The organism is Pedobacter paludisoli (assembly GCF_052344095.1).
GTDB lineage: Bacteria > Bacteroidota > Bacteroidia > Sphingobacteriales > Sphingobacteriaceae > Pedobacter.
The window spans coordinates 33,057-53,278 of sequence record NZ_CP179926.1 but is presented as its reverse complement, the minus strand read 5'-3'; the positions used below and the strand labels follow the sequence as shown (position 1 = coordinate 53,278).

General features: G+C 35.3%; 17 protein-coding genes. 13 read left to right on the top strand and 4 right to left on the bottom strand.

The features are described 5' to 3' along the window. Positions 1-47 precede the first annotated feature (47 nt). Positions 48-1,001, top strand: a complete 954-nt coding sequence (locus ACJVDK_RS00180) for a lipid A deacylase LpxR family protein (protein WP_443938301.1) — start codon at positions 48-50, stop codon at positions 999-1,001. Between the two features lie 35 nt (positions 1,002-1,036). Here ACJVDK_RS00180 and ACJVDK_RS00175 read toward each other — a convergent pair whose 3' ends face one another. Then, on the bottom strand, positions 1,037-1,594 hold the full coding sequence (locus ACJVDK_RS00175; RefSeq protein WP_443938300.1) for an RNA polymerase sigma factor: 558 nt from the start codon (positions 1,592-1,594) through the stop codon (positions 1,037-1,039). Positions 1,595-2,012: 418 nt separating this feature from the next. Here ACJVDK_RS00175 and ACJVDK_RS00170 point away from each other — a divergent pair, with 418 nt between their 5' ends. The 3 genes from ACJVDK_RS00170 (at position 2,013) to ACJVDK_RS00160 (ending at position 8,603) form a co-directional block, all read left to right on the top strand. Continuing rightward, the gene (locus ACJVDK_RS00170; RefSeq protein ID WP_443938299.1) at positions 2,013-5,363 is read left to right on the top strand and encodes a SusC/RagA family TonB-linked outer membrane protein; all 3,351 of its coding nucleotides are present in this window, start codon (positions 2,013-2,015) and stop codon (positions 5,361-5,363) included. A gap of 11 nt (positions 5,364-5,374) precedes the next feature. Beyond that, positions 5,375-6,907, top strand: a complete 1,533-nt coding sequence (locus ACJVDK_RS00165; protein ID WP_443938298.1) for a RagB/SusD family nutrient uptake outer membrane protein — start codon at positions 5,375-5,377, stop codon at positions 6,905-6,907. 220 nt (positions 6,908-7,127) lie between these two features. Continuing rightward, positions 7,128-8,603, top strand: coding sequence for a redoxin domain-containing protein (locus ACJVDK_RS00160; RefSeq protein WP_443938297.1), 1,476 nt, complete (start codon positions 7,128-7,130; stop codon positions 8,601-8,603). 14 nt (positions 8,604-8,617) lie between these two features. On the opposite strand, the gene arfB is transcribed toward ACJVDK_RS00160, so the two are convergent. Then, entirely contained in the window at positions 8,618-9,031 is a 414-nt protein-coding gene (gene arfB / locus ACJVDK_RS00155; RefSeq protein ID WP_443938296.1) for an alternative ribosome rescue aminoacyl-tRNA hydrolase ArfB, read from the bottom strand. 344 nt (positions 9,032-9,375) lie between these two features. Between arfB and ACJVDK_RS00150 the strand changes: the two genes are divergently transcribed. From ACJVDK_RS00150 to ACJVDK_RS00120, 7 genes are all read left to right on the top strand, one after another. Then, on the top strand, positions 9,376-9,948 hold the full coding sequence (locus ACJVDK_RS00150) for a hypothetical protein (protein ID WP_443938295.1): 573 nt from the start codon (positions 9,376-9,378) through the stop codon (positions 9,946-9,948). A gap of 104 nt (positions 9,949-10,052) precedes the next feature. Next, positions 10,053-10,730 carry a (d)CMP kinase gene (gene cmk, locus ACJVDK_RS00145; RefSeq protein WP_443938294.1) on the top strand — a complete coding sequence of 226 codons (678 nt, stop codon included), beginning with the start codon at positions 10,053-10,055 and terminating at the stop codon, positions 10,728-10,730. 249 nt (positions 10,731-10,979) lie between these two features. Beyond that, entirely contained in the window at positions 10,980-11,696 is a 717-nt protein-coding gene (locus ACJVDK_RS00140; RefSeq protein WP_443938293.1) for an SH3 domain-containing protein, read from the top strand. A 291-nt stretch (positions 11,697-11,987) separates the two neighbouring features. Continuing rightward, positions 11,988-13,922, top strand: coding sequence for a 30S ribosomal protein S1 (gene rpsA / locus ACJVDK_RS00135; RefSeq protein ID WP_443938292.1), 1,935 nt, complete (start codon positions 11,988-11,990; stop codon positions 13,920-13,922). A 459-nt stretch (positions 13,923-14,381) separates the two neighbouring features. Beyond that, the gene (locus ACJVDK_RS00130) at positions 14,382-16,049 is read left to right on the top strand and encodes a beta-N-acetylhexosaminidase (RefSeq protein ID WP_443938291.1); all 1,668 of its coding nucleotides are present in this window, start codon (positions 14,382-14,384) and stop codon (positions 16,047-16,049) included. 250 nt (positions 16,050-16,299) lie between these two features. Then, complete coding sequence (locus ACJVDK_RS00125; protein WP_443938290.1) at positions 16,300-16,776, top strand: RNA polymerase sigma factor; 477 nt, start codon at positions 16,300-16,302, stop codon at positions 16,774-16,776. Position 16,777: 1 nt separating this feature from the next. Then, positions 16,778-17,374, top strand: a complete 597-nt coding sequence (locus ACJVDK_RS00120) for a hypothetical protein (RefSeq protein ID WP_443938289.1) — start codon at positions 16,778-16,780, stop codon at positions 17,372-17,374. On the opposite strand, the gene ACJVDK_RS00115 is transcribed toward ACJVDK_RS00120, so the two are convergent. Beyond that, a complete protein-coding gene (locus tag ACJVDK_RS00115; protein ID WP_443938288.1) occupies positions 17,371-17,775 on the bottom strand; it encodes a thiol-disulfide oxidoreductase DCC family protein in 405 nt (134 codons plus the stop codon). The genes ACJVDK_RS00120 and ACJVDK_RS00115 overlap by 4 nt on opposite strands. 233 nt (positions 17,776-18,008) lie before the next feature. Here ACJVDK_RS00115 and pyrR point away from each other — a divergent pair, with 233 nt between their 5' ends. Both pyrR and ACJVDK_RS00105 read left to right on the top strand, forming a co-directional pair. Beyond that, positions 18,009-18,566, top strand: coding sequence for a bifunctional pyr operon transcriptional regulator/uracil phosphoribosyltransferase PyrR (gene pyrR / locus ACJVDK_RS00110; protein WP_443938287.1), 558 nt, complete (start codon positions 18,009-18,011; stop codon positions 18,564-18,566). Positions 18,567-18,631: 65 nt separating this feature from the next. Next, entirely contained in the window at positions 18,632-19,561 is a 930-nt protein-coding gene (locus tag ACJVDK_RS00105) for an aspartate carbamoyltransferase catalytic subunit (RefSeq protein ID WP_443938286.1), read from the top strand. Positions 19,562-19,905: 344 nt separating this feature from the next. Here the strand turns inward: ACJVDK_RS00105 and ACJVDK_RS00100 are convergent, their stop codons facing one another. Continuing rightward, the gene (locus ACJVDK_RS00100; protein WP_443938285.1) at positions 19,906-20,118 is read right to left on the bottom strand and encodes a hypothetical protein; all 213 of its coding nucleotides are present in this window, start codon (positions 20,116-20,118) and stop codon (positions 19,906-19,908) included. Between the last annotated feature and the right edge of the window lie 104 nt (positions 20,119-20,222).

Sequence of the window (20,222 nt, the reverse complement as noted above, 5' to 3'; positions counted from 1 at the left end):
GTCCCGACCTAAAATCGGGACTTTTTTATTGAATTCATCCCCCCTTTATGAAATCAACATCCCTAGTAGCAATGCTTTTGTGTTGCCTTTATTTTTCGGCAAAGTCCCAAAATTTCACAAATGAAGTCGGCTTTAAAACCGAAAACGATGCTTATTTATCTGGAACAAACGATCGTTATTATACCAATGGCTTATTCCTATATTATCGCCATGCGCTAAATACAGAAAACAGTTCATCAAAAATTGAGAAAAAAACCTACGAAATCTCTGTAGGACAAAAAATGTATACTCCCTATTGGGGATTTGTACCCGATTTCGCAGACCAAGATCGCCCGTTTGCCGGCTATTTGTATGCAGGGGGAGCCTATTCTGTTTTTTTCAAAAATGAAGGCATTTTAAAAACAAGCATAGAACTAGGCACGGTTGGCCCAAACGCTTTAGCAGAAGATGCACAGGAATTTTTGCATGAAACCATTGGCTTTTATCATCCAGAAGGCTGGGAATACCAAATACAAAATGAGGCTGCACTAAACTTATCTGCAAGCTACAACAAATTAGTATTGCGTAGCCGAAACCACATTTTTGACTTCAGTGCAAGTGCATATGTCAATTTAGGAACTACCTTTTCAGGTTTAGGCATTGCTCCCCTCTTTCGTTTAGGAGAATTAAATCAATTATTTAACTCAGCCATGCACCATGCTGTGATTGGTCAATCAAAAACTAAAGCGTACAGGAAAGAAGAATTTTACGTCTATTATAAACCGCAGTTAAATTATGTGGCTTACGATGCCACCGTTCAAGGCAGTATGTTTCACAACAATAGTCCTTTAACATTTGATATCAAACCTTGGGTGGTTCAACAACAATTCGGCGTAAATTATAGCTCAAAACGCTTCACTGCAGATTTCAGTGCTATTTTTGTATCCCAAGAAATTGAGAGTACCGCAAAACCGCAGTACTATGGTAGCTTAAGCTTGTACTATCGATTTGGAAAAAATTAATACGCCAGTTTTTCATCAAAAGAATACGCGTTTTTCTAACAAATATCCAACATTTCAAACTCCGTACGTAATTTACGCAATGCCTCAACGAGGTGATTGTTGACGGTATTTTTTGATAAGTTTAACTGCAGAGCTATTTCTTGATGGCTATATCCCTTGTTTCTACTCAAGGAAAATACCATTTGTTGTTGCTTTGGAAGTTTTGATATTGCTTTTTCTGCACAGCCCATTAAATCTGTTAAGAAGACCGCTTCTTCGGTTTCATTATGGTCATATTTAACATCTTTCCAAAATTTTTCAATTGCTAGTGATGCAGTGCTTCTATTCCGTAAACTATTTAAAGTTAACCGGCGCGCAATTGTAAAAACATACGGAGCCAACGAAAAATTATGATCTAATTTTTTTCTGTTGATCCAAAGTTTAATAAAAGTTTCTTGAACAACCTCTTCGCACTGGGCTTTATTTCTTAAAAAACGCCAAGAAAAATTATAAAGCTTTGGTTTAAAATTCTTAAAAACAACCTCAAATGCATCTGCATCATCGAGGTGTAACCGATCAATAAGTTGATAATCGTCCCAACATTCTTTCTTCATACAACAAAACTCCTGTCCTTATTATGAATCTATAAAGCATGGGATGTGGATGAAATACGTTAGGGTTGAGCAGGATTTTTAAAAAAAATCCAAATGAACTAGTTATTGTTTGCCCTTGTCGGGTATACATTTAAAGAGCCAAAAACAAAACTAGCAATAAATTACCACCAAGCAAAAACTAAAATATAATTTATTATTTCATGAGAAAAGTATTTTTACAACTACTACAAACTCCCTTCCCCTTAATGATCCTTCAGCGATCGCTAAAATGCATGGCCTTTTTGCGCGTATTACCCTAATGGCTTAAAGTATTTTACTTCAATCATTTTCAAATCCTCCCCCTTATTACAAAACATGCTACTCCTTGATAAACGCAACGGAGAAGCATTAAAAATTTCGTTGCCAACACAAACAAACTATGATGAATACCAATGTACTGTATCAAATGAATTATTGTAATTCAAAAAAATCTTACCAGCACCTAAAAAAAATTATCCTATCTGTTTTAATTCTGCTTTTTTATGTAAGCGCAAATAGTTTTGCATCAAAAAAACATCCCCCTACCAAATTTACGAACAAAAAAAACGTTGTTATCCAAGCAGATACGAATCGTAAATTTCGCTCAGCCAAAGCTAGTTTTGACATTGAAGGAGTTGTTGTAGACCACAATGAAGACCCTTTAGTAGGAGCTATCATAAAGTTAAAACGAACTGGAAAAACAGTACAAACCAATGGTTCGGGCAAATTCAAACTATCGAACATCATGGAAAATGATGAGCTTGTGATTTCATTTCTAGGCTACATCACAAAAACAGTTCGAGTTGAGAATCAGAAAACAATCACCATCTTTATGGAGATGTCCGCTACTGAACTTGCAAGTGTATCAATTACAGGCTCTACAGGTTATCAAAAAATTTCGAAAGAAAGAGCTACTGGCTCATACAACGTTATTTCGGGTGAGCAGTTAGACAAACCTGCCAGCAATATTTCACAAAGGCTTATTGGTCAAACGGCCGGGATGCAAGCTAAAATAGATGACCGAGGCGACCCTGTATTTGAAATTAGAGGAAAAAGCAGCCTTTCGGCAAACAATGCGCCCTTGGTGGTACTAGATGGTTTCCCCATTACCGATATTAGAACCATTAATCCCAAAGATGTAGAAAGTGTTACAATTCTAAAAGACGCCGCGGCTGCATCCATTTGGGGAGCAAGATCGGCAAATGGTGTAATTGTTATACAAAGCAAAAAGGCAAAACAAAATACTCCATTAAAAATAAATTTTTCTGCCTTTGCCCGTTTCTCTGGAAAATTAGATTTAGACTATGCGGTTCCATTGGCCAGTTCAGCAGAAACAGTGGAATATGAAAAAAATGCATTTAATAAATGGGGGGCTTATGTAAACTCTGGTGAAGTAGATGATGAAGTTTTTCTTGATTGGGGATTGGCCTCAGTTGCTATGAGCGAAAACCAACTTGGTTATTTAACAACCGAAGAACGTGATGCCCTTTTAGAAAAATACAAAACACAAAACAACAAAGAGCAAATTAGAAATGAATTATTAGCCAATCCATTTACACAACAGTACAACTTAAGTTTATCTGGGTCAAGTGCTAAAATGTACAATAATCTATCGCTCTTGTATGAAAAAACCCAAGCTGAGTTTAAAAACAATAACGCTAGCAAGGCAAATATAAATTATCGTACCTCAGCCGATATTTTCAAATGGCTAACATTTGATTTTTCAGGTATGCTAAATTATAATAAAACGGCAAGAAACGGAATATCATTAGACGATCTTGAACGAATAGCACCTTATGAAATGCTCAGAGATGAAAATGGCAATCTGACAGATTTAAATAAGTACTACAAACCAATTTTAAAGCGTACCGTGCCTACTGGATTATTCCCCTATTCTGACTGGAGTTACAACCCTATTCAAGAAATTGCTAATCGCGATTATACAAATGAAGAAATCAACACTCGAATTCAGATTGGATTAAATTTTAAACTTGCAAAAGGTTTAACATTCAGTACAAAATTACAACACGAGATGTTTAACAACACGGCCAAAAACCTAAACAACGAAAACACCTTTTACACGAGAAATAGAATAAACACCAGCACATCTTGGGATCAAAATACCGATGAACTCATCCCAAATCTTCCAAGTGGAAGTATTTTAACTCAAACCAAAATACAAAACACTACTTACAACTTTAGAAACCAATTAAATTTTGATCGTACGTTTAGTAAAAACCACGCCATAAGTGCGGTAATAGGAACCGAAATCTATAACTATGTAAATAACGTAACGTATAGCCCTACAACGTATGGTTACAATGATGAAACCTTAAATGTGGGTAGATTTCCAAATGGGCCTGTTGGAACCACCGATTGGTTAGGTTATAATCAAACTTTTTATTACACAAATTCATATTCGTACAGAACTGATCGTTATTTTTCTTTATATGCCAATGCTGCCTATACCTTTAGAAATAAATATACCCTTTCTGGAAGTGCGCGTACCGATGCTTCGAATCTGATTACCGACGATCCAAAATACAGGTATGCACCTTTTTGGTCATTAGGAGGAAGATGGCAGATCCATCAAGAATCCTTCATGGATAACGTAAAATGGGTTGATCAATTAAGCGTTCGAGCAACGTATGGATACAATGGAAACGTTGATAAATCAACCTCCTTTTTGCCACTTATTTCGATGGGCACACGACCTAATATTTATACTGGCGACGTAACTGCAAGTATTTCGAGCTTCGGAAACCCCTTACTTAGATGGGAAAAAACTAGATCGATTGATTTTGGAATCGACTACAGTCTCTTTAAACGTAAATTATACGGAAAAATCGACTTCTATAACAGAAGTGGAAAAGACCTCATGGCCAACGCGCAAATTTCATCAGTAAATGGTACTACCAACCAACGAATTAACAATGCTGAAATGTACAACAGAGGGGTAGAATTAGAAATAGGAAGTACCCAAAATATTAAAGCAAATGATATTATCTGGAATGGTAGTCTTAACTTTTCGTACAACCAGAACAAAATCACCAAACTCCTAGTTAAAAACTATACCACAACCGACCTTCTCCAAGATGGCCATGCATTTGTGGAAGGAGAAAATGCAAACGCATTATGGAGGTACACCTATGGAGGCATTCAAGGCGATCAACCTGGAGTTATGAGCAAAGATGGTCGCTTTCTCAATTTCAATCAAGCCTTTCCTGGCGATGGTAGAAACTATTTAACCAACATGGGAACAGCCGTTGCACCTTATTCGCTTGGCTTTACCAACTCCTTTAAAATTTACGACTTTAACTTATCTTTTATCATAACAGGAAAATTCGGACATAAGTTTCAAAGATTAGGATTCAATTACCCCATGTTAGAAGATCTTAAAGTACTACCCAACAATAAACTAACAGAAGTACTTAATGGCGATCCTTCTAAAATTGTTCCTTTACCTCTTAACGATGATGAACAACGTTATTACCGTTGGTCCGCTTTTAGCAATTACATGAACTATTTAATTGTAAATGCCGCAAATATCAGAATGCAAGAAGTAAACTTAACATACTCCTTTCCAGCGAAAGTTCTTTCCAAAATCAACATGAGTAGATTAAGCCTATATGCTCAAGGAAACAACTTATTTGTTATTAAAGCAAATAAATTTGGGGAAGACCCCGAGTTCCCTATGGGTACCATTAAACCAAGAGCTGCATTTACACTTGGTCTTAACGCAACATTTTAATTCCTAAAACAATGAAATTCAACTATATTCCATTAAAAAAATTTTTGCCATTTATTGGCCTTGCGTATTTATTTTCGGGTTGCACTAAATTTTTAGACGAACCTATTTCAAAAACAACTTCGTTGGAAATAAAAACAACCGATCAATTAAATGCGCTTCTAAATAATTACGATTTTTTTTATACAGAAGCCAATCGAAGCCAAGTATTTAGCACAGATGATTTTGGTTTAACACCCCAACTTTACGATGCTCAAAGAAGTGTTTTTAATCAGTTATCGATGATTCAGTTTGCAACCTGGGATACAGAATTTATTGTAAATGACACAAAAGAAACTTTTTGGTCAAAAGAATACAATAAAATTTTTCAGGCTAATTTAGTATTAGAAAACCTAAAAAGAGTAAGTGGTTCAGAAGAAGAAAAAGCCAAACTAAAGGCCGAAGCACACTTTATTAGAGCCTATAGTTACTGGGAGCTTGTCAATACCTACTGTTTACCCTATTCGGTATCCAACCAAAATGAAATGGGGCTTCCAATTAAATTAAAAACAAATTTTGAAGAGCCCTTAGAAAGACAGCCGCTTGAAACGGTGTATCAACTAATAGAATCTGATTTAGCTGAAGCACTAAAAACTTCCGTTGAATTAAAAGATGCACGCAGGCATTGGAGAGCAAGTAAAGAAGCGGTAAATGCTTTTGCAGCGCGATTTTACTTAACAAAAAATGAGTATGCCAAAGCACTTAGCTATGCAAACACTGTGCTTATTTCCTACAATTCGCTGGTCGATTATAACGACGAAATGGACTATGGCAAAAGCACAACCATCACCATCAATGCAAACAAACCAAATCAGAAAAAAGTAAGCATACAATATCCATATACAGCAATCAATTCGACCGATAAAACCGATATGCTGAACTGGAAAGAATTTCTCTATTTCAGGATGTTATCTAATTCATTCAGCTGGTACATACCCAGCCAAGAGCTTTTGGATCTTTATGACCAAGACCATGATTTACGCTATGAATACCATATTGTGGAAGGATATTCATACATAAAAGGAATGATTTCGCCTGCTTATGATTACCCTGGATATACGTTCTTTGCGAAAGACCTTGTTCCAAACGGGCCAACTGTTGCAGAGGTTATACTAATCAAAGCAGAGGCTCAGGCCCGCTTAAACAATCCTACGGTAGCCATGTCGACGTTAAATACCTTAAGAAAAATGCGTCTAACCCCTGGCCCTTGGGTAAACCTAAGTGCGACCGATAAAGACAGCGCCATTAAACAAATACTGGAAGAAAGAAGACGCGAAATGCCTTTTGCTCAGCGTTGGTTTGATATTCGCAGATATAATAACAATGACTACTCGCTTGACGATGTTGTTGTAACAACAGCCTTTTATCCATACAACGAAAGTACTGTTCTTTACAACCAAGCTGTTAAGACCTATACCCTGCAAAAAAACTCAAGACGATATGCCGCCCCTATTCCAAATGCCGATATTATTACAAGCAATGGAAAAATAAAACAAAATATCTACTAACCCTTTTTTGAATGCCCGTTAGGTATTATTCACTGAATAAAAATCTGAAACGTGATGATTTCGATGCAATTGGCTTTTATTATTTTAAAAACGATGCAAAATTCAGCGATATACCTAGCGGGTATTTCAATATTTATATCTTTTGGAGTGTTAATCATAACAGAAAAATCTTAAAGTGGTAAAAGCAATGTCCATCAAAACACTATTTACATGTTCCTTTTTGTTCATACAAATAGCTATACATGCTCAAAATAAGGGCGAAATAATTCCCGACTCCGTTAATCTTTCGCAATTGAAAAGGGATGTTGAAAAGAACATGAACAATCTTGATGCGCATGCCGCGTATATCCAAGCGATGGGCATTGAAAATCAGCAAGTAGAAAAGCAATATCAAACGTGGATGCAACATTATCCAAATACTGCAAACATCCCATTCGCCTTCGGAAAAGCATATTCAAAAATAAACCCACTAAAAGCAAAACCCTATTTATTACGAGCAACCGACATACAACCATCCTTTAAAAAGGCCTGGGAATTGCTATTGAGCAACGCTAGAGCATTAAACAATTATTTAGACCAACAAACGTATTTAGCTCAGTTAATCAAATTAGAGCCTTCAAACCTGAAATATGCTTACAATTACGCATTTTCATTTATCAATACTGATTATCAAAAAGCTGAAGAGCTCAGCTTATCGCTTATAAAACAATTTCCAAACAACGAATTTTCAGAGCAGGCACTTTACAAACTTGCAGAAAACACAAATGAAAAAGCAAAAAAAATAAATTACTTTGAGCAGCTTTATAACCAATACCCACCACTTGAATCGGGTTGGTCTTACGCAGCAATGTTTCCATATTTCTCAGAACTACTGACCAACAATACGGCAAAAGCAGAAAAAATTGCAGCAGAAATGGCTCAAATTGAGAATGATGATAAAAAATATTGGATAGAACATTTAAAACTGGCCAAGGCCATGCATTTGGCTAGCACACTTATTAACGAAAAAAAATACGACCAAGCATTAGTTCAATTAAACCACGCAACAGATCCTGATAATATTGAAAATGAATTATCAATTGTTCTTTTAAAGGCAAAGGCTCAAGCCGCTGTTGGTAAAATTAATCAAGCGTATGACAGCCTATTGTATGCCTTCAAAACAAAGCCTTCTATACGTTTAAAAGATGCCCTTAACCGATACGGAAGCTCCTTAAACAAAAACAATAAACAAATAGAGCTGGATATAAAAACACAAATTTATAAAGATGCCCCTTTCGCCAGCCCATTTATAAATTTAAACTCCTATTCCAAATCAGAAAAAGCTTCCTTATCAGACTTTCAAGGAAAAGTAGTGCTCTTAACCTATTGGTTTCCAACTTGTACACCTTGCCGCGAAGAATTTCCGAGCTTTGAAAATGTGGTGAAAAAATTTGACAAAAAAGAGCTCGAGTACCTAGCCATTAATATTGATCTAAAACAAGCAAATAGAGTACTTCCATTTACAGAAAGCACACGTTACAGCTTTACCGCACTAGAAGATATTGATGGAAGAGAAAAGGGCAATTTAGATAACTTTGGGCGGGTGCCTAAAAATTTTCTCATTGATAAAAATGGTCGACTCCTATTTTCAAATTTCAGAATAAATAAGAACAATGAAGCCGATTTAGAACTTATGATCAACTTACTAAAAAATTAACTTCCCGCCATTTTTTAAAATCCATATCCAGAAAATTTTCTGTTTTTTTTCTTTTCAGCTGTTGCTGCTTTGTTTTTTAAACGTTTCTCGATAATGGCCTTGGGTATTTTACTAGGCTTCCGTTTCTTTTGAACAACCAAATTTTGTTTTATTAACTGCATTAATTTGGCTATCGCCTTTTCCTTATTCAAAAGTTGACTTCTTTCCTCTTGTGCGGTAATATGCAGGAGCCCCTCATTATCCAATCTATTTTGAAGCCTGCTTTTGAGCAATTCCTTCTCGTCATCCGCCAGAAAATGAGCGGTATCAATAGCAAAAACTAACTCCACTTTGCTCGAGACTTTATTTACATTTTGCCCGCCTTTACCGCCACTTCTAGAAGTTTTAAAAATTAAAAATTTAACAAGTTCATCTCTACCTGGTATCATAAGCTAATCGAATTCTTTTAAATAACGGTAAAATAATTATTTATCAAACCGGCTAAATATACTCCTATTTTGTTTTTAAATTATAAGTTTTTATCTTGACAAAAATCAACAATCGTCTCGGTATCGCTCTCATGAACTTTAAACTATTTAACAGAAAGCTAAAACGCTTTTTAAACCACTTGTTATTCATTTTTATCTGTATCATATTCTCACTTATAACATTTTGGACCTTCTGCTACAGCTTAAGTATCTTTTATTTTTTGCTGACTATTTCCTTTGTTGCGACGTATTTTTATTTCCTTACCAAGCGACAACTTTACATTAAACGTGTTTTATGCATTGGTTTGATAGGTTTTGTTTTAACTGTGCCATTCAATTTTTTTGAATACAATAAACGCAGTGAAGAATTTCAGCAGCGTGTTAACCGAAACGAAAAGCTTAGCATCAAAGAAAAGTGCGGCATTTATGGTAATTTATTGGTTTTAAGCATTCTTAACTACAGCCCGTATAACCAACTTAGCAGTCAAAATTTTTATCTTTTATTTCCTAAAAAAAATAAAAGTGAAATCTTTACTAGTCCTGATTTTCTAAACAAACAAACCGTTCATTCTCTACTAAAGAGCAAAGTGCATAACAAAGTTGCTTGTGAAGAAATAAAAAACAACTATGCTGGGAATATATCGTTAACAACTTTCCCTGATTCTTGTATTTTAAAAATTCGCGAAGATGGCGAATCAAAAAAGGCTATTTTACTCACCGAATGTCAGTATCGACAAAATCATACAATCAAAAAAGCTACTGATATTCTACGTGGCTACTTTGAATTTCATATAAATGAAGGGTTATTTTGGTATTTGCAAAAAGAAGGTTGGTTGTTCCCTTACCAATCGATATGGGTGGCTGACATAAACCGCTAATTTTACGAGAAGCATTGTTTTTCAACATTTACAAACATTCGCAAGCTATTTTTTACCTTTGATCTAAATTACGATTTAATTAACGTGTGCAGCTTCACCAGTATATGAAAAACAACTTAGTTATAGCAATTGATGGCTATTCATCTTGCGGAAAAAGTACCATTGCAAAAGCTTTAGCAAAAAAATTAGGTTTTATTTACATCGATAGCGGAGCCATGTACCGTGCGGTTACCTTGTATTTTTTACGTAATAACATCGACATAACAAACGATGCTGCTGTTGAAGATGCACTGAATCAAATTGAATTAAATTTTAATTCCCGTGATTACGAGTCGCACATTACTTTAAATAACGAAGAGGTTTCAGAAGAAATTCGTCTCATGCCGGTTTCGGAAAAAGTAAGCGAAGTTTCGGCTCATAAAAATGTTCGCCATGAAATGGTTAAACAACAGCAACGCATGGGGAAATCAAAAAATATTGTAATGGACGGCAGAGACATTGGTACAACCGTTTTCCCTGATGCTCCTGTTAAATTTTTCATGACGGCTGACCCGAAAATTAGAGCCGAACGTCGATTTAAAGAATTAGAAGGCAAAGGCAACAATACCACAACTTTGGAAGAGGTTTTTGAAAACCTAGCACACCGTGATTATGCCGACACTACCCGGAAAGAAAGTCCATTAGTACGTGCAGATGATGCAATTATTTTAGACAACACTGACTTAAACCAAGAAGAGCAGCTTGCTTTTGCTTTGGAAAAAATCTCCCCGTTTTTGTCTTAAAAAACAAAAAATATTCCTCCAAAAAGGTTGAATATGGGTGCATATATAGTGCATGCACTATTTAAAAAAACAAGCTATCTTACTACTGCTACAAGAAGTTACGACGCTCACGTAGTATTATCTGTTTTTTTTAAGCTTTATTTTAATCATTTTTATAATTTTGGCACAATAATGGCTTAAAAAGCTGTGTAGATTTCAAGCTATTCCTTTCGCTTTAACTTTTTGTTAAGGTATTTTAAATTTTTAAACATGAATAAAATCTTATCCCTCTTTTTTTCGCTCTTCCTAGTCTCTTTTTTTGTTAATGCACAAGATTTATATCGTGTTAATGGAGATAAATTAAATGTTCGAGAAAAAAACGATGCCAAAAGTAAAATTATTGGATTTGTGCATCAAGATGATAGTGTGGCCGTTACTGATGCAAGCGATGCTAAATTTTATAAAATTAAATTTGATCAAACAGAAGGATGGGTAAGCAAAGATTTTTTGGTTAAAATTGCCTCTAAAACTACCCAAACCACAGTTGCCCCTGCTCCCGCACCACAACAGAAGACACCTATAAATTATCCCGACATAATCATCTGTTCCATTGTAATTTTACTATCAATCGCCATTTTAGTGCTGGCCATAAAGTTTTTTAAAGAAAACAAAGTGTTTATTGGTTTTTCATCTCTAGTGGTGTTAATTACGGCCTATTTTTGCTACGTAACGTTCTTTAAAGAAAAAATGGTAAGTGGTGTTTTTAGGGGTAATGTGGATGCACAATATAAATCTTTTAACTTTAAAAAGAACAACCAAGTGGAAGTAAAAGATGTGTACACAGACTCTTTGTTTACGACCAATTACGTAATTGAGGGCGACCTAATTAAGCTACAAGAACAACAAAATACGATCCTACTTTTAATTTTGGACGATAAAACCTTAGTAGGCGAAGGCTTTACAAAAGGAACTTTTGTAAAAAATTAAGTAGGCTTTTTCTCCAGTAGCTTTTTTTCTAGGCGATGCTTTTGTTGATTGCAGCGCCTTTTCGTTCTAAACCCGAGTAGAATCTGTCCGTTCATTTTCAAATAATTAGCCAATTTTAAGTGAGACCAAGCTGATTTTACGCGGCAATGTTGTGAAAAATTTGCCCAATCTGAAGCCAATTTTCGTAACTCACTAAAAATCAGACACATTTATTAAAAAAATCTTTTCTATACCAAAAAAAAGTATTACCTTTGCAGTCCCTAAATAGGGAAAAAAGGAGATTATTAATTAATGGCTAAAAAACAAGTAGCAGAAAAAGAATTAGCGGCTAAAAAAGCTGAACTTCAGGACGCAGGCGGACGCTTGACTGAAAAAGAAACTATTGAATCAGAAGCTGATTCAGTATCGATCGAATCGATCAAAGCATCATTATCTACCCCAACAGAAGATTTTGATTGGGATGCAGATGAAAAAGTTTTCGGTAACTACAATGACGCAGACCGTAAAAAGTTTGAAGACATGTATGCTGGAACATTCAACCAAATCACTAAAGGTGAAATTATTAGCGGTATTGTTGTTTCAATTAACAACAAAGATGTAGTATTAAACGTTGGTTTTAAATCAGACGGTTTAGTTTCTACTTCAGAGTTCCGTGATACTCCAGATTTAAAAATTGGCGATTCAGTTGACGTATTCGTTGAAGCACCAGAAGATGCAAACGGTCAGTTGATTCTTTCTCGCAAAAGAGCTAAAACCCAAAGATCATGGGAAGCAATTAACGAGGCTCTTGAAAATGATAGAATCATCAACGGTTTCGTTAAGAGCCGTACTAAAGGTGGTTTAATTGTTGACATCATGGGCGTTGAGGCTTTCTTACCAGGATCTCAAATTGATATTAAACCTATCCGCGATTACGATGTATACGTGGGTAAAACAATGGAATTCAAAGTTGTTAAAATTAACCATGAGTTTAAAAACGTAGTTGTTTCTCATAAAGTGTTAATTGAAGACGATTTAGAATCACAAAAAGTAGAAATCGTTTCTAAATTAGAAAAAGGTCAAGTATTAGAAGGTACAGTTAAAAACATTACTGATTTCGGTGTGTTCATCGATTTAGGTGGTGTTGATGGTTTACTTCACATTACTGACATTTCATGGGGACGTATCGAGCATCCGAAAGAAGTATTGGCATTAGATCAAAAAATCAACGTAGTTGTTTTAGATTTCGATGACGAGAAAAAACGTATCGCTTTAGGCTTAAAACAATTAACTCCACACCCTTGGGAAAACTTAGATGCTGACATTCAAGTTGGTTCTAAAGTAAAAGGAAAAATCGTTACTGTTGCAGATTACGGTGCTTTCTTAGAAATCATCCCAGGTGTTGAAGGTTTAATCCACGTTTCAGAAATGAGCTGGTCACAAAACTTAAGAAATCCTCAAGAATTCTTAAAAGTTGGTGATGAAATCGAAGCTGAAGTTTTAACTTTAGACAGAGACGAGCGCAAAATGAGCTTAGGTATTAAACAATTATCGAACGATCCTTGGCAAGAAGTTGCTGGTAAATTCCCAGTAGGAAGCAAACACAAAGCTACAGTTAAAAACATGACTAACTTTGGTGTTTTTGTTGAAATCGAAGAAGGAATCGACGGTTTAATCCACATTTCTGACTTATCATGGTCTAAAAAAATCAACCACCCTAACGAATTCACTAAAGTTGGTGATGTATTAGACGTAGTTGTTTTAGAATTAGACGTTGATAACCGCAAATTAAGCTTAGGTCATAAACAATTAGAAGAAAACCCTTGGGATACTTTTGAAACTATCTTCACGTTAGATTCAGTTCACCAAGGAACAGTTGTTAAAGTGACTGACAAAGGTGCTGTTATTGCTTTACCTTACGGTGTAGAAGGTTTCGTACCTACTAAACACATGGTTAAAGAAGATGGTTCTTCTGTAAAAGCTGAAGAAACTAACGACTTCAAAATTATCGAGTTCAACAAAGAAGCTAAACGCATCGTTGTTTCTCACGCTCGTATTTGGGAAGAAGTTAAAGCTGAAGCAGTAGCTGAAGAAAGAGCGACTAAGAAAAAAGAGGCTAAAGCAGCAGTAACTGCTGTTAAAAAAGTTAAAGAATCTGTAGAAAAATCTACTTTAGGTGATTTAGACGTATTAGCTCAATTGAAATCGCAATTAGAAGGCGAAGAAAGCAAAGCTAAAAAAGGCTAGTTCTTTTTAACTGAATAATACTAAACGCCTCGAAGCAATTCGGGGCGTTTTTTTTTAAAAAAAGATTTTGTCTTTGCGAGGAAACAAGCAATCTCTTTTTCTTTACCATATAAGAAATGTAAAAACATATAAGAATCTGAAACATAAGCATATACTTTTTTAATGCCTTATTGGCAAAATCATTTGAAAACGAAAGAATTAAATCTATTCCAAGACCTTATATGAAACTTAAATGTCTTACATAGTTTAAATCATTGAAAACGAAAGCAAGTAATAATCGCTCAGTCCTGCCCCGCTGTTCGTTTAATCTTTTTGGCGATTGTTATGCTGAGCCAGTCGAAGCATAACCAAAAAGGATTTCCCTCCCATCGGGTTTATTTAACATCATTAATTCGTTCTGCCAAACCGTTTCCTTTCATAAACTTAGAATCATTACTTTTGAATCGAAATCGACTAATTATGAAAAACCTATTATTACTTTGCTTAATGGCTTTTAGCTTAAATCTTTCAGCTCAAGAAGTAAATATCATTCCCCAGCCTGTTTCCGTACAACGCAATCTCAGTTCTGCGCCTTTCGTGTTAAGCAATGATACACAACTCATCGCATCCGACTCATTAAGCAATAGCCTAAGTTTTTTACAGAACTACCTTGCTAAATATTACGTCATTAATTTGAGTAAGACTCAAGTATCCACTAAAAATCAATCGATTATAAAACTTTTGCTAGATAAAACGAAAACAGCAAACGCCGACCAATATCAATTAACGGTGAACAGCAAACAAATCACCATTGTTGGTTCATCGGCTAAGGCGATATTTTATGGCATTCAGAGCTTAATTCAGTTGCTCCCCCCTACTCAAAGCACTTCGTCGTTGCAAATACCGGCACTTTCTATAACCGATTATCCACGTTTCGATTATAGGGGTATGCACCTTGATGTAAGTCGCCATTTCTTTGATGTAGCCTTCATAAAACAATACATCGACTACCTGGCCCTGCATAAAATGAATTATTTTCATTGGCATTTAACAGACGATCATGGCTGGAGAATTGAAATTAAAAGATACCCTAAACTAACAGAAATTGGCGCTTGGCGCAATGGTAGTATTATTGGTTTATGGCCCGGAAAAGGAAACGAACAAATCAAATATCAAGTATTGCCCAACGAAGTAAAAATTACCCCAAAAAATGCAGTTATTAAAACCGATGGAATTAAACACGGTGGCTACTACACACAAGAACAAATAAAAGAGGTTATTCAATATGCTGCTAAGCGTTACATTACAATTATCCCTGAAATTGAAATGCCCGCGCACAGCATGGCTCTTTTGGCAGCATACCCAGAATTAGGCACAGAACCAAACAAAAAATATGAAGTTGCTCAAACTTGGGGCATGATGAACAAGTACAACAATGTGCTGCAAGCCTCCGATACTACGTTTGCATTTTTAGAAAATGTATTATCGGAAGTGATGAGTTTGTTTCCTTCCCCATACATTCACATTGGTGGCGATGAAGCATCGAAAATTTGGTGGAAACAATCGTCTGTTTCCCAAAAAATCATGAAAGAAAATGGCTTAAAAACAGAAAGTGAGCTTCAAAGTTATTTCATCCAAAGGATAGAAAAATTTGTAAACAGCAAGGGCAAAACCATCATTGGTTGGAACGAAATTTTGCAAGGTGGCTTGGCCCCAAATGCGGTGGTGATGAGCTGGCAAGGGGAAAAAGGAGGAATTGAAGCCGCAAAACAAAAACACAAAGCCATCATGACTCCTGAAGCGAAAATGTATTTCAATCACGCACAATTTATTAAGGAAGACAGCTTAACGGCCAACAAATTTCTACCCTTAGAAACCGTTTACAACTATGAACCTGTTCCTGCAGAACTATCAACGGAACAAGCAAGGTTTATTTGGGGAGGACAAGGCTGCTTATGGAGCGAGTACATTACCAATCCGAAGAAAGTTGAATACATGCTTTTCCCACGTTTAGATGCCTTGAGCGAACTCTTGTGGAGTCCAAAAGAGAAGAAAAATTATATCGATTTTCTAAAACGTTTGAAAACACAATTTAAACGCTATGATTTACAAGGAATTACATATTCCAAGCGATACCTCGAAAATTAATTTTCATATTTTGTAATTTTTAATCCTCCTTGCTTACTAATTGTTCAAATTAAATACAATAAGCAATGAATAACTCTAAATCAAAATTTGGCCTGACAGGATTTTTAATTATAATCGCTAGCCTTGAAACCACATCTCTGTACCTAAAATACTTTCTGATAACAATGGCTGTTATATTTTTAATTAGGGCGATCGCTGTCTATCAAAAAGAATTCAAAGCAAATCGTTTATTAAAGGGTAAATAAATAAAATGATTGAAAAATCTTACCTAGATAAATTGGAAGAACATAAAGGTATTGTTTATAAAATGATAAATCTTTATGCCGATGATGTAGAAGACCGCAAAGATTTGTATCAAGAAATTATTTATCAAAGCTGGAGTGCATACCCCCGCTTTAAAGGCGAAGCAAAATTCTCAACCTGGCTCTATAAAATCAGCTTAAATGTTTCGATCTCGTTTTTGAATAAAAAGAAAAAACAAACTCAAATTAACGATTCCAATTCTTTGGATTATTATTTCGAACCACCAGAATTATCGGAACGTGCCGACTGGCTTTACAGATGCATTCGAAAATTAACCGACACCGACAGAAGTATAATTATGTTACATCTGGATGGATTTGACAATACTGAAATTAGCGAAATGATGGGTTTATCGCGGAATAATACAAATGTTAAACTTCATCGTATTAAACAACAACTTTCTTCACTTTTAACAGGAAAATAAAATGGACTTAGATCAAGAATGGCAAAACCTTAGTACCGAACTTAACAGCAAAGCAGAAAAAATTGATATTGCTAAAATTACAATTGACGAAAAATCCAATACCTTGTTGCAAGATTTATTGTTTAAACTAAAGTGGAAACTAAGGTGGATTAGAATTATTGACATACCAATTTTAGGACTGGCTTTAATTGTAAAAGGCGACTTAAAGTACTTACTATTATTTGCGTTTATTACCTACGAAATCTTTAGGTTTCTTGGTGTGATGAAATTCAGAAAAATTAAAACTGCTGTTGATTACAACTCGAATACCAAACAAGTACTGACTGATAATTACAATGCAATTAAAGCAATTTTACGAGGAGAATCTATTTATGGGTACATTTTTTTACCCCTTGCTGGGCCGATAGGCTTATTAGCTTATAAACTTTATATACATCAATCATTCGAGAAAGTAATTAGCCTGCCAGGATTTTTACCTCAAATTTTTATGGTGGCTTTAGTAAGTTTCCCTTTTATTTTTATTGCCAAGAAAATGAACGACAGTATTTTTGTTAAACCATTAAACGATTTGAAGAATAAAATAGCCGAACTTTCTTAACTGTAAAATCTATTTTTAAGTGCTGGCGTTGGTACCCAGCAACTTTCTTGTTTTCCCCACCATTTGTAGCGGTTATTTGCGATAAAACGGTACACGGGATTTCGTACAAACGATGGCACGATAATAAAAACATACAACAAAGGCCAAGCACCGCTTAGCTGCTTTGCAATCCTTAGTGCTGCTGTTGATTCAGTAAAGCACTTTCCCCCTTCCAATAAAACGATTGAATCTAATTTTCGAATATCGATTGCGAATTTAGGCAAAACCTCTTTTGCCAATTCGCCCTGCAAAGCCGAAAATTTAAACGTATTTTTCCGATCGCGCTCAATTACAAATTGAACCGATGCATTGCATAAATTACATACACCGTCGAAAAATATAATGGATTCGCGTTCAAACATTCAATTATTTAGTTAATTTTTATACGATACTGCCACAAAATTGATAATTTTAAACCTCGTTAAAGTAGGAAATTTTTTTCCCTTTTAATGAACGCTAATTTATACATTAACAGTTGATAAATTAACAGTACTTTTTACATTTGAAATAGAAGCAATACATGATTGGATTTAAAAAATAACTTTTATCCTTTTAACATTAAAGTTTCTACTTATATTTGCCCAATCCTTCTTCCATGCAAAAGAGAACACTTCTTGACGGACAAAAAATTCAGATTACAATTAAGAGGCTTTGCCATCAATTAATTGAAAACCACGATGATTTCGCGAATACCGTTTTAATTGGCATTCAGCCACGAGGTATTTTTCTGGCCGATCGAATTCATTCAGAACTTGAAAACTTCTTAAAAAAGAAAACAATTTTAAAAGGTAACCTAGACATTACTTTCTTTCGCGATGATTTTCGTCGTAAAGATGGCATTGTAACGGCCAGTAGCAATTCAATTGATTTTATAATTGAGGGTAAAAAAGTAATCTTAATTGACGATGTTCTTTGGACAGGCAGAACCATTCGTGCAGCGTTAGATGCACTTTTAGCCTACGGCCGCCCCGAAAAAGTAGAGTTGTTGGTGTTAATCGATAGAAGATTTAGCCGACACCTACCTATCGAGCCCGATTACATTGGTCATCAGATAGACAGTATCAATTCGCAGCAAGTAAAAGTTACGTGGAGCAGCGAAGGAGGAGAAGACAAAGTAGTTTTATTATCAGAACCAAATACGCCAAAAAATTAATTTAAAGGCAAAAACACTGACAATAAAAATAACCAACTAAATAGATTAAAAAACAACACGAGAAAATGGCAGCAGACAAATTATCAACCCGACATCTTTTAGGCATCAAAGATATTAACCGGAATGATATCGAATTAATTTTCGAAACTGCAGATAATTTTAAAGAAGTAATTAACCGTCCAATTAAAAAGGTTCCTTCACTTCGCGATATTACCATTGCCAATATCTTTTTTGAAAATTCTACCCGTACCAAACTTTCCTTTGAACTAGCCGAAAAGAGGCTCTCAGCAGATGTCATCAACTTTGCCGCTTCCTCTTCATCAGTAAGTAAAGGCGAAACCTTAATTGATACAGTTAACAATATTTTATCAATGAAAGTGGATATGGTGGTCATGCGTCATCCATATGCTGGAGCCGGTCAATTTTTAAGCAAACACATCCAAGCACAAATCGTAAATGCAGGCGATGGAGCGCATGAACATCCAACACAAGCCCTTTTAGATGCTTTCTCTATTCGTCAAAAACTGGGCGATGTAGCAGGTAAAAAAGTAGTCATTGTTGGCGATATCCTCCATTCGCGTGTAGCCATTTCTAACATTCTTTGCTTACAACGCCTTGGAGCCGAAGTAATGGTTTGTGGACCTACTACCCTTATTCCAAAACACATCCACCAATTGGGTGTAAAAGTAGAACACAATTTAATAAAAGCATTAAACTGGTGCGATGTTGCCAACATGCTAAGAATTCAATTAGAACGCCAAGATATTAAATATTTCCCATCGTTACGCGAATACGCGATGATGTACGGGTTAAATAAACAAATTTTAGACAACCTGGATAAAGAAATTGTGGTGATGCACCCAGGTCCTATCAACCGCGGAGTGGAAATCACCAGCGATGTAGCCGATAGCAAACAATCTATCATCTTAGAACAGGTAGAAAATGGTGTGGCTGTACGTATGGCGGTGCTGTATTTACTTGCTAGCCAAGGTTAGTCTTGTAGTCTTTAGTCCGAAGTCATTAATCAATAAAGTTCGAAAGATATGGCGCACAATTTGCTGACCTATTATGTAAACCAACGTTCAGCATAAATCGGTAACTGCAATCCCGCTGTCCCTACTGCCAATTGTGAAAACCAATAAAAAATCGAACGTATTTACAACAATTGGCATTCGTACCATCGGGTTTATTTAATTTAATGCTGTGTTTATGGCAAATACACTCCTAATTTTTCCTTTAACTTCTGTATAAAATAACTTATTTAACATATTTGTTTTTAACATCTTCAACTATCCTCAAAAACAGTTCTTCATTAGATAAGCATAAAGGCAATAACATTCTAATCAACATATCCAATAGAATTTGAAATATAATAACCTACATCCTTAGAAAATTTAAACTCTTTTTCTGAGAATGCTGCTTCTGGATTTTTTAGGTCATCAAATAAGTAAAGCTCTATAGAAACTAAACTTTCTGTCGATTTCTTACTAGAAATAATTTCCGATCCCAGTCTCACTAAAAAATCAAGTGCTTCTTTGTTCTTGTTGTCCATTCAGACTTTGTTTGTATTTGTACAATCTCTTTTAAAATAAGCGCTTATAGAATACATTTATATGTTTTTGATACTTTTGGTTTTTCTATAAGCAAATATTTTAC

Bases quoted from the DNA above. Each gene is read 5' to 3' on its own strand.
- ACJVDK_RS00180 (WP_443938301.1), top strand. From the start codon at position 48: ATGAAATCAACATCCCTAGTAGCAATGCTTTTGTGTTGCCTTTATTTT.
- ACJVDK_RS00175 (WP_443938300.1), bottom strand. From the start codon at position 1,594: ATGAAGAAAGAATGTTGGGACGATTATCAACTTATTGATCGGTTACAC.
- ACJVDK_RS00170 (WP_443938299.1), top strand. From the start codon at position 2,013: ATGATGAATACCAATGTACTGTATCAAATGAATTATTGTAATTCAAAA.
- ACJVDK_RS00165 (WP_443938298.1), top strand. From the start codon at position 5,375: ATGAAATTCAACTATATTCCATTAAAAAAATTTTTGCCATTTATTGGC.
- arfB (WP_443938296.1), bottom strand. From the start codon at position 9,031: ATGATACCAGGTAGAGATGAACTTGTTAAATTTTTAATTTTTAAAACT.
- cmk (WP_443938294.1), top strand. From the start codon at position 10,053: ATGAAAAACAACTTAGTTATAGCAATTGATGGCTATTCATCTTGCGGA.
- ACJVDK_RS00140 (WP_443938293.1), top strand. From the start codon at position 10,980: ATGAATAAAATCTTATCCCTCTTTTTTTCGCTCTTCCTAGTCTCTTTT.
- rpsA (WP_443938292.1), top strand. From the start codon at position 11,988: ATGGCTAAAAAACAAGTAGCAGAAAAAGAATTAGCGGCTAAAAAAGCT.
- ACJVDK_RS00130 (WP_443938291.1), top strand. From the start codon at position 14,382: ATGAAAAACCTATTATTACTTTGCTTAATGGCTTTTAGCTTAAATCTT.
- ACJVDK_RS00125 (WP_443938290.1), top strand. From the start codon at position 16,300: ATGATTGAAAAATCTTACCTAGATAAATTGGAAGAACATAAAGGTATT.
- ACJVDK_RS00120 (WP_443938289.1), top strand. From the start codon at position 16,778: ATGGACTTAGATCAAGAATGGCAAAACCTTAGTACCGAACTTAACAGC.
- ACJVDK_RS00115 (WP_443938288.1), bottom strand. From the start codon at position 17,775: ATGTTTGAACGCGAATCCATTATATTTTTCGACGGTGTATGTAATTTA.
- pyrR (WP_443938287.1), top strand. From the start codon at position 18,009: ATGCAAAAGAGAACACTTCTTGACGGACAAAAAATTCAGATTACAATT.
- ACJVDK_RS00105 (WP_443938286.1), top strand. From the start codon at position 18,632: ATGGCAGCAGACAAATTATCAACCCGACATCTTTTAGGCATCAAAGAT.
- ACJVDK_RS00100 (WP_443938285.1), bottom strand. From the start codon at position 20,118: ATGGACAACAAGAACAAAGAAGCACTTGATTTTTTAGTGAGACTGGGA.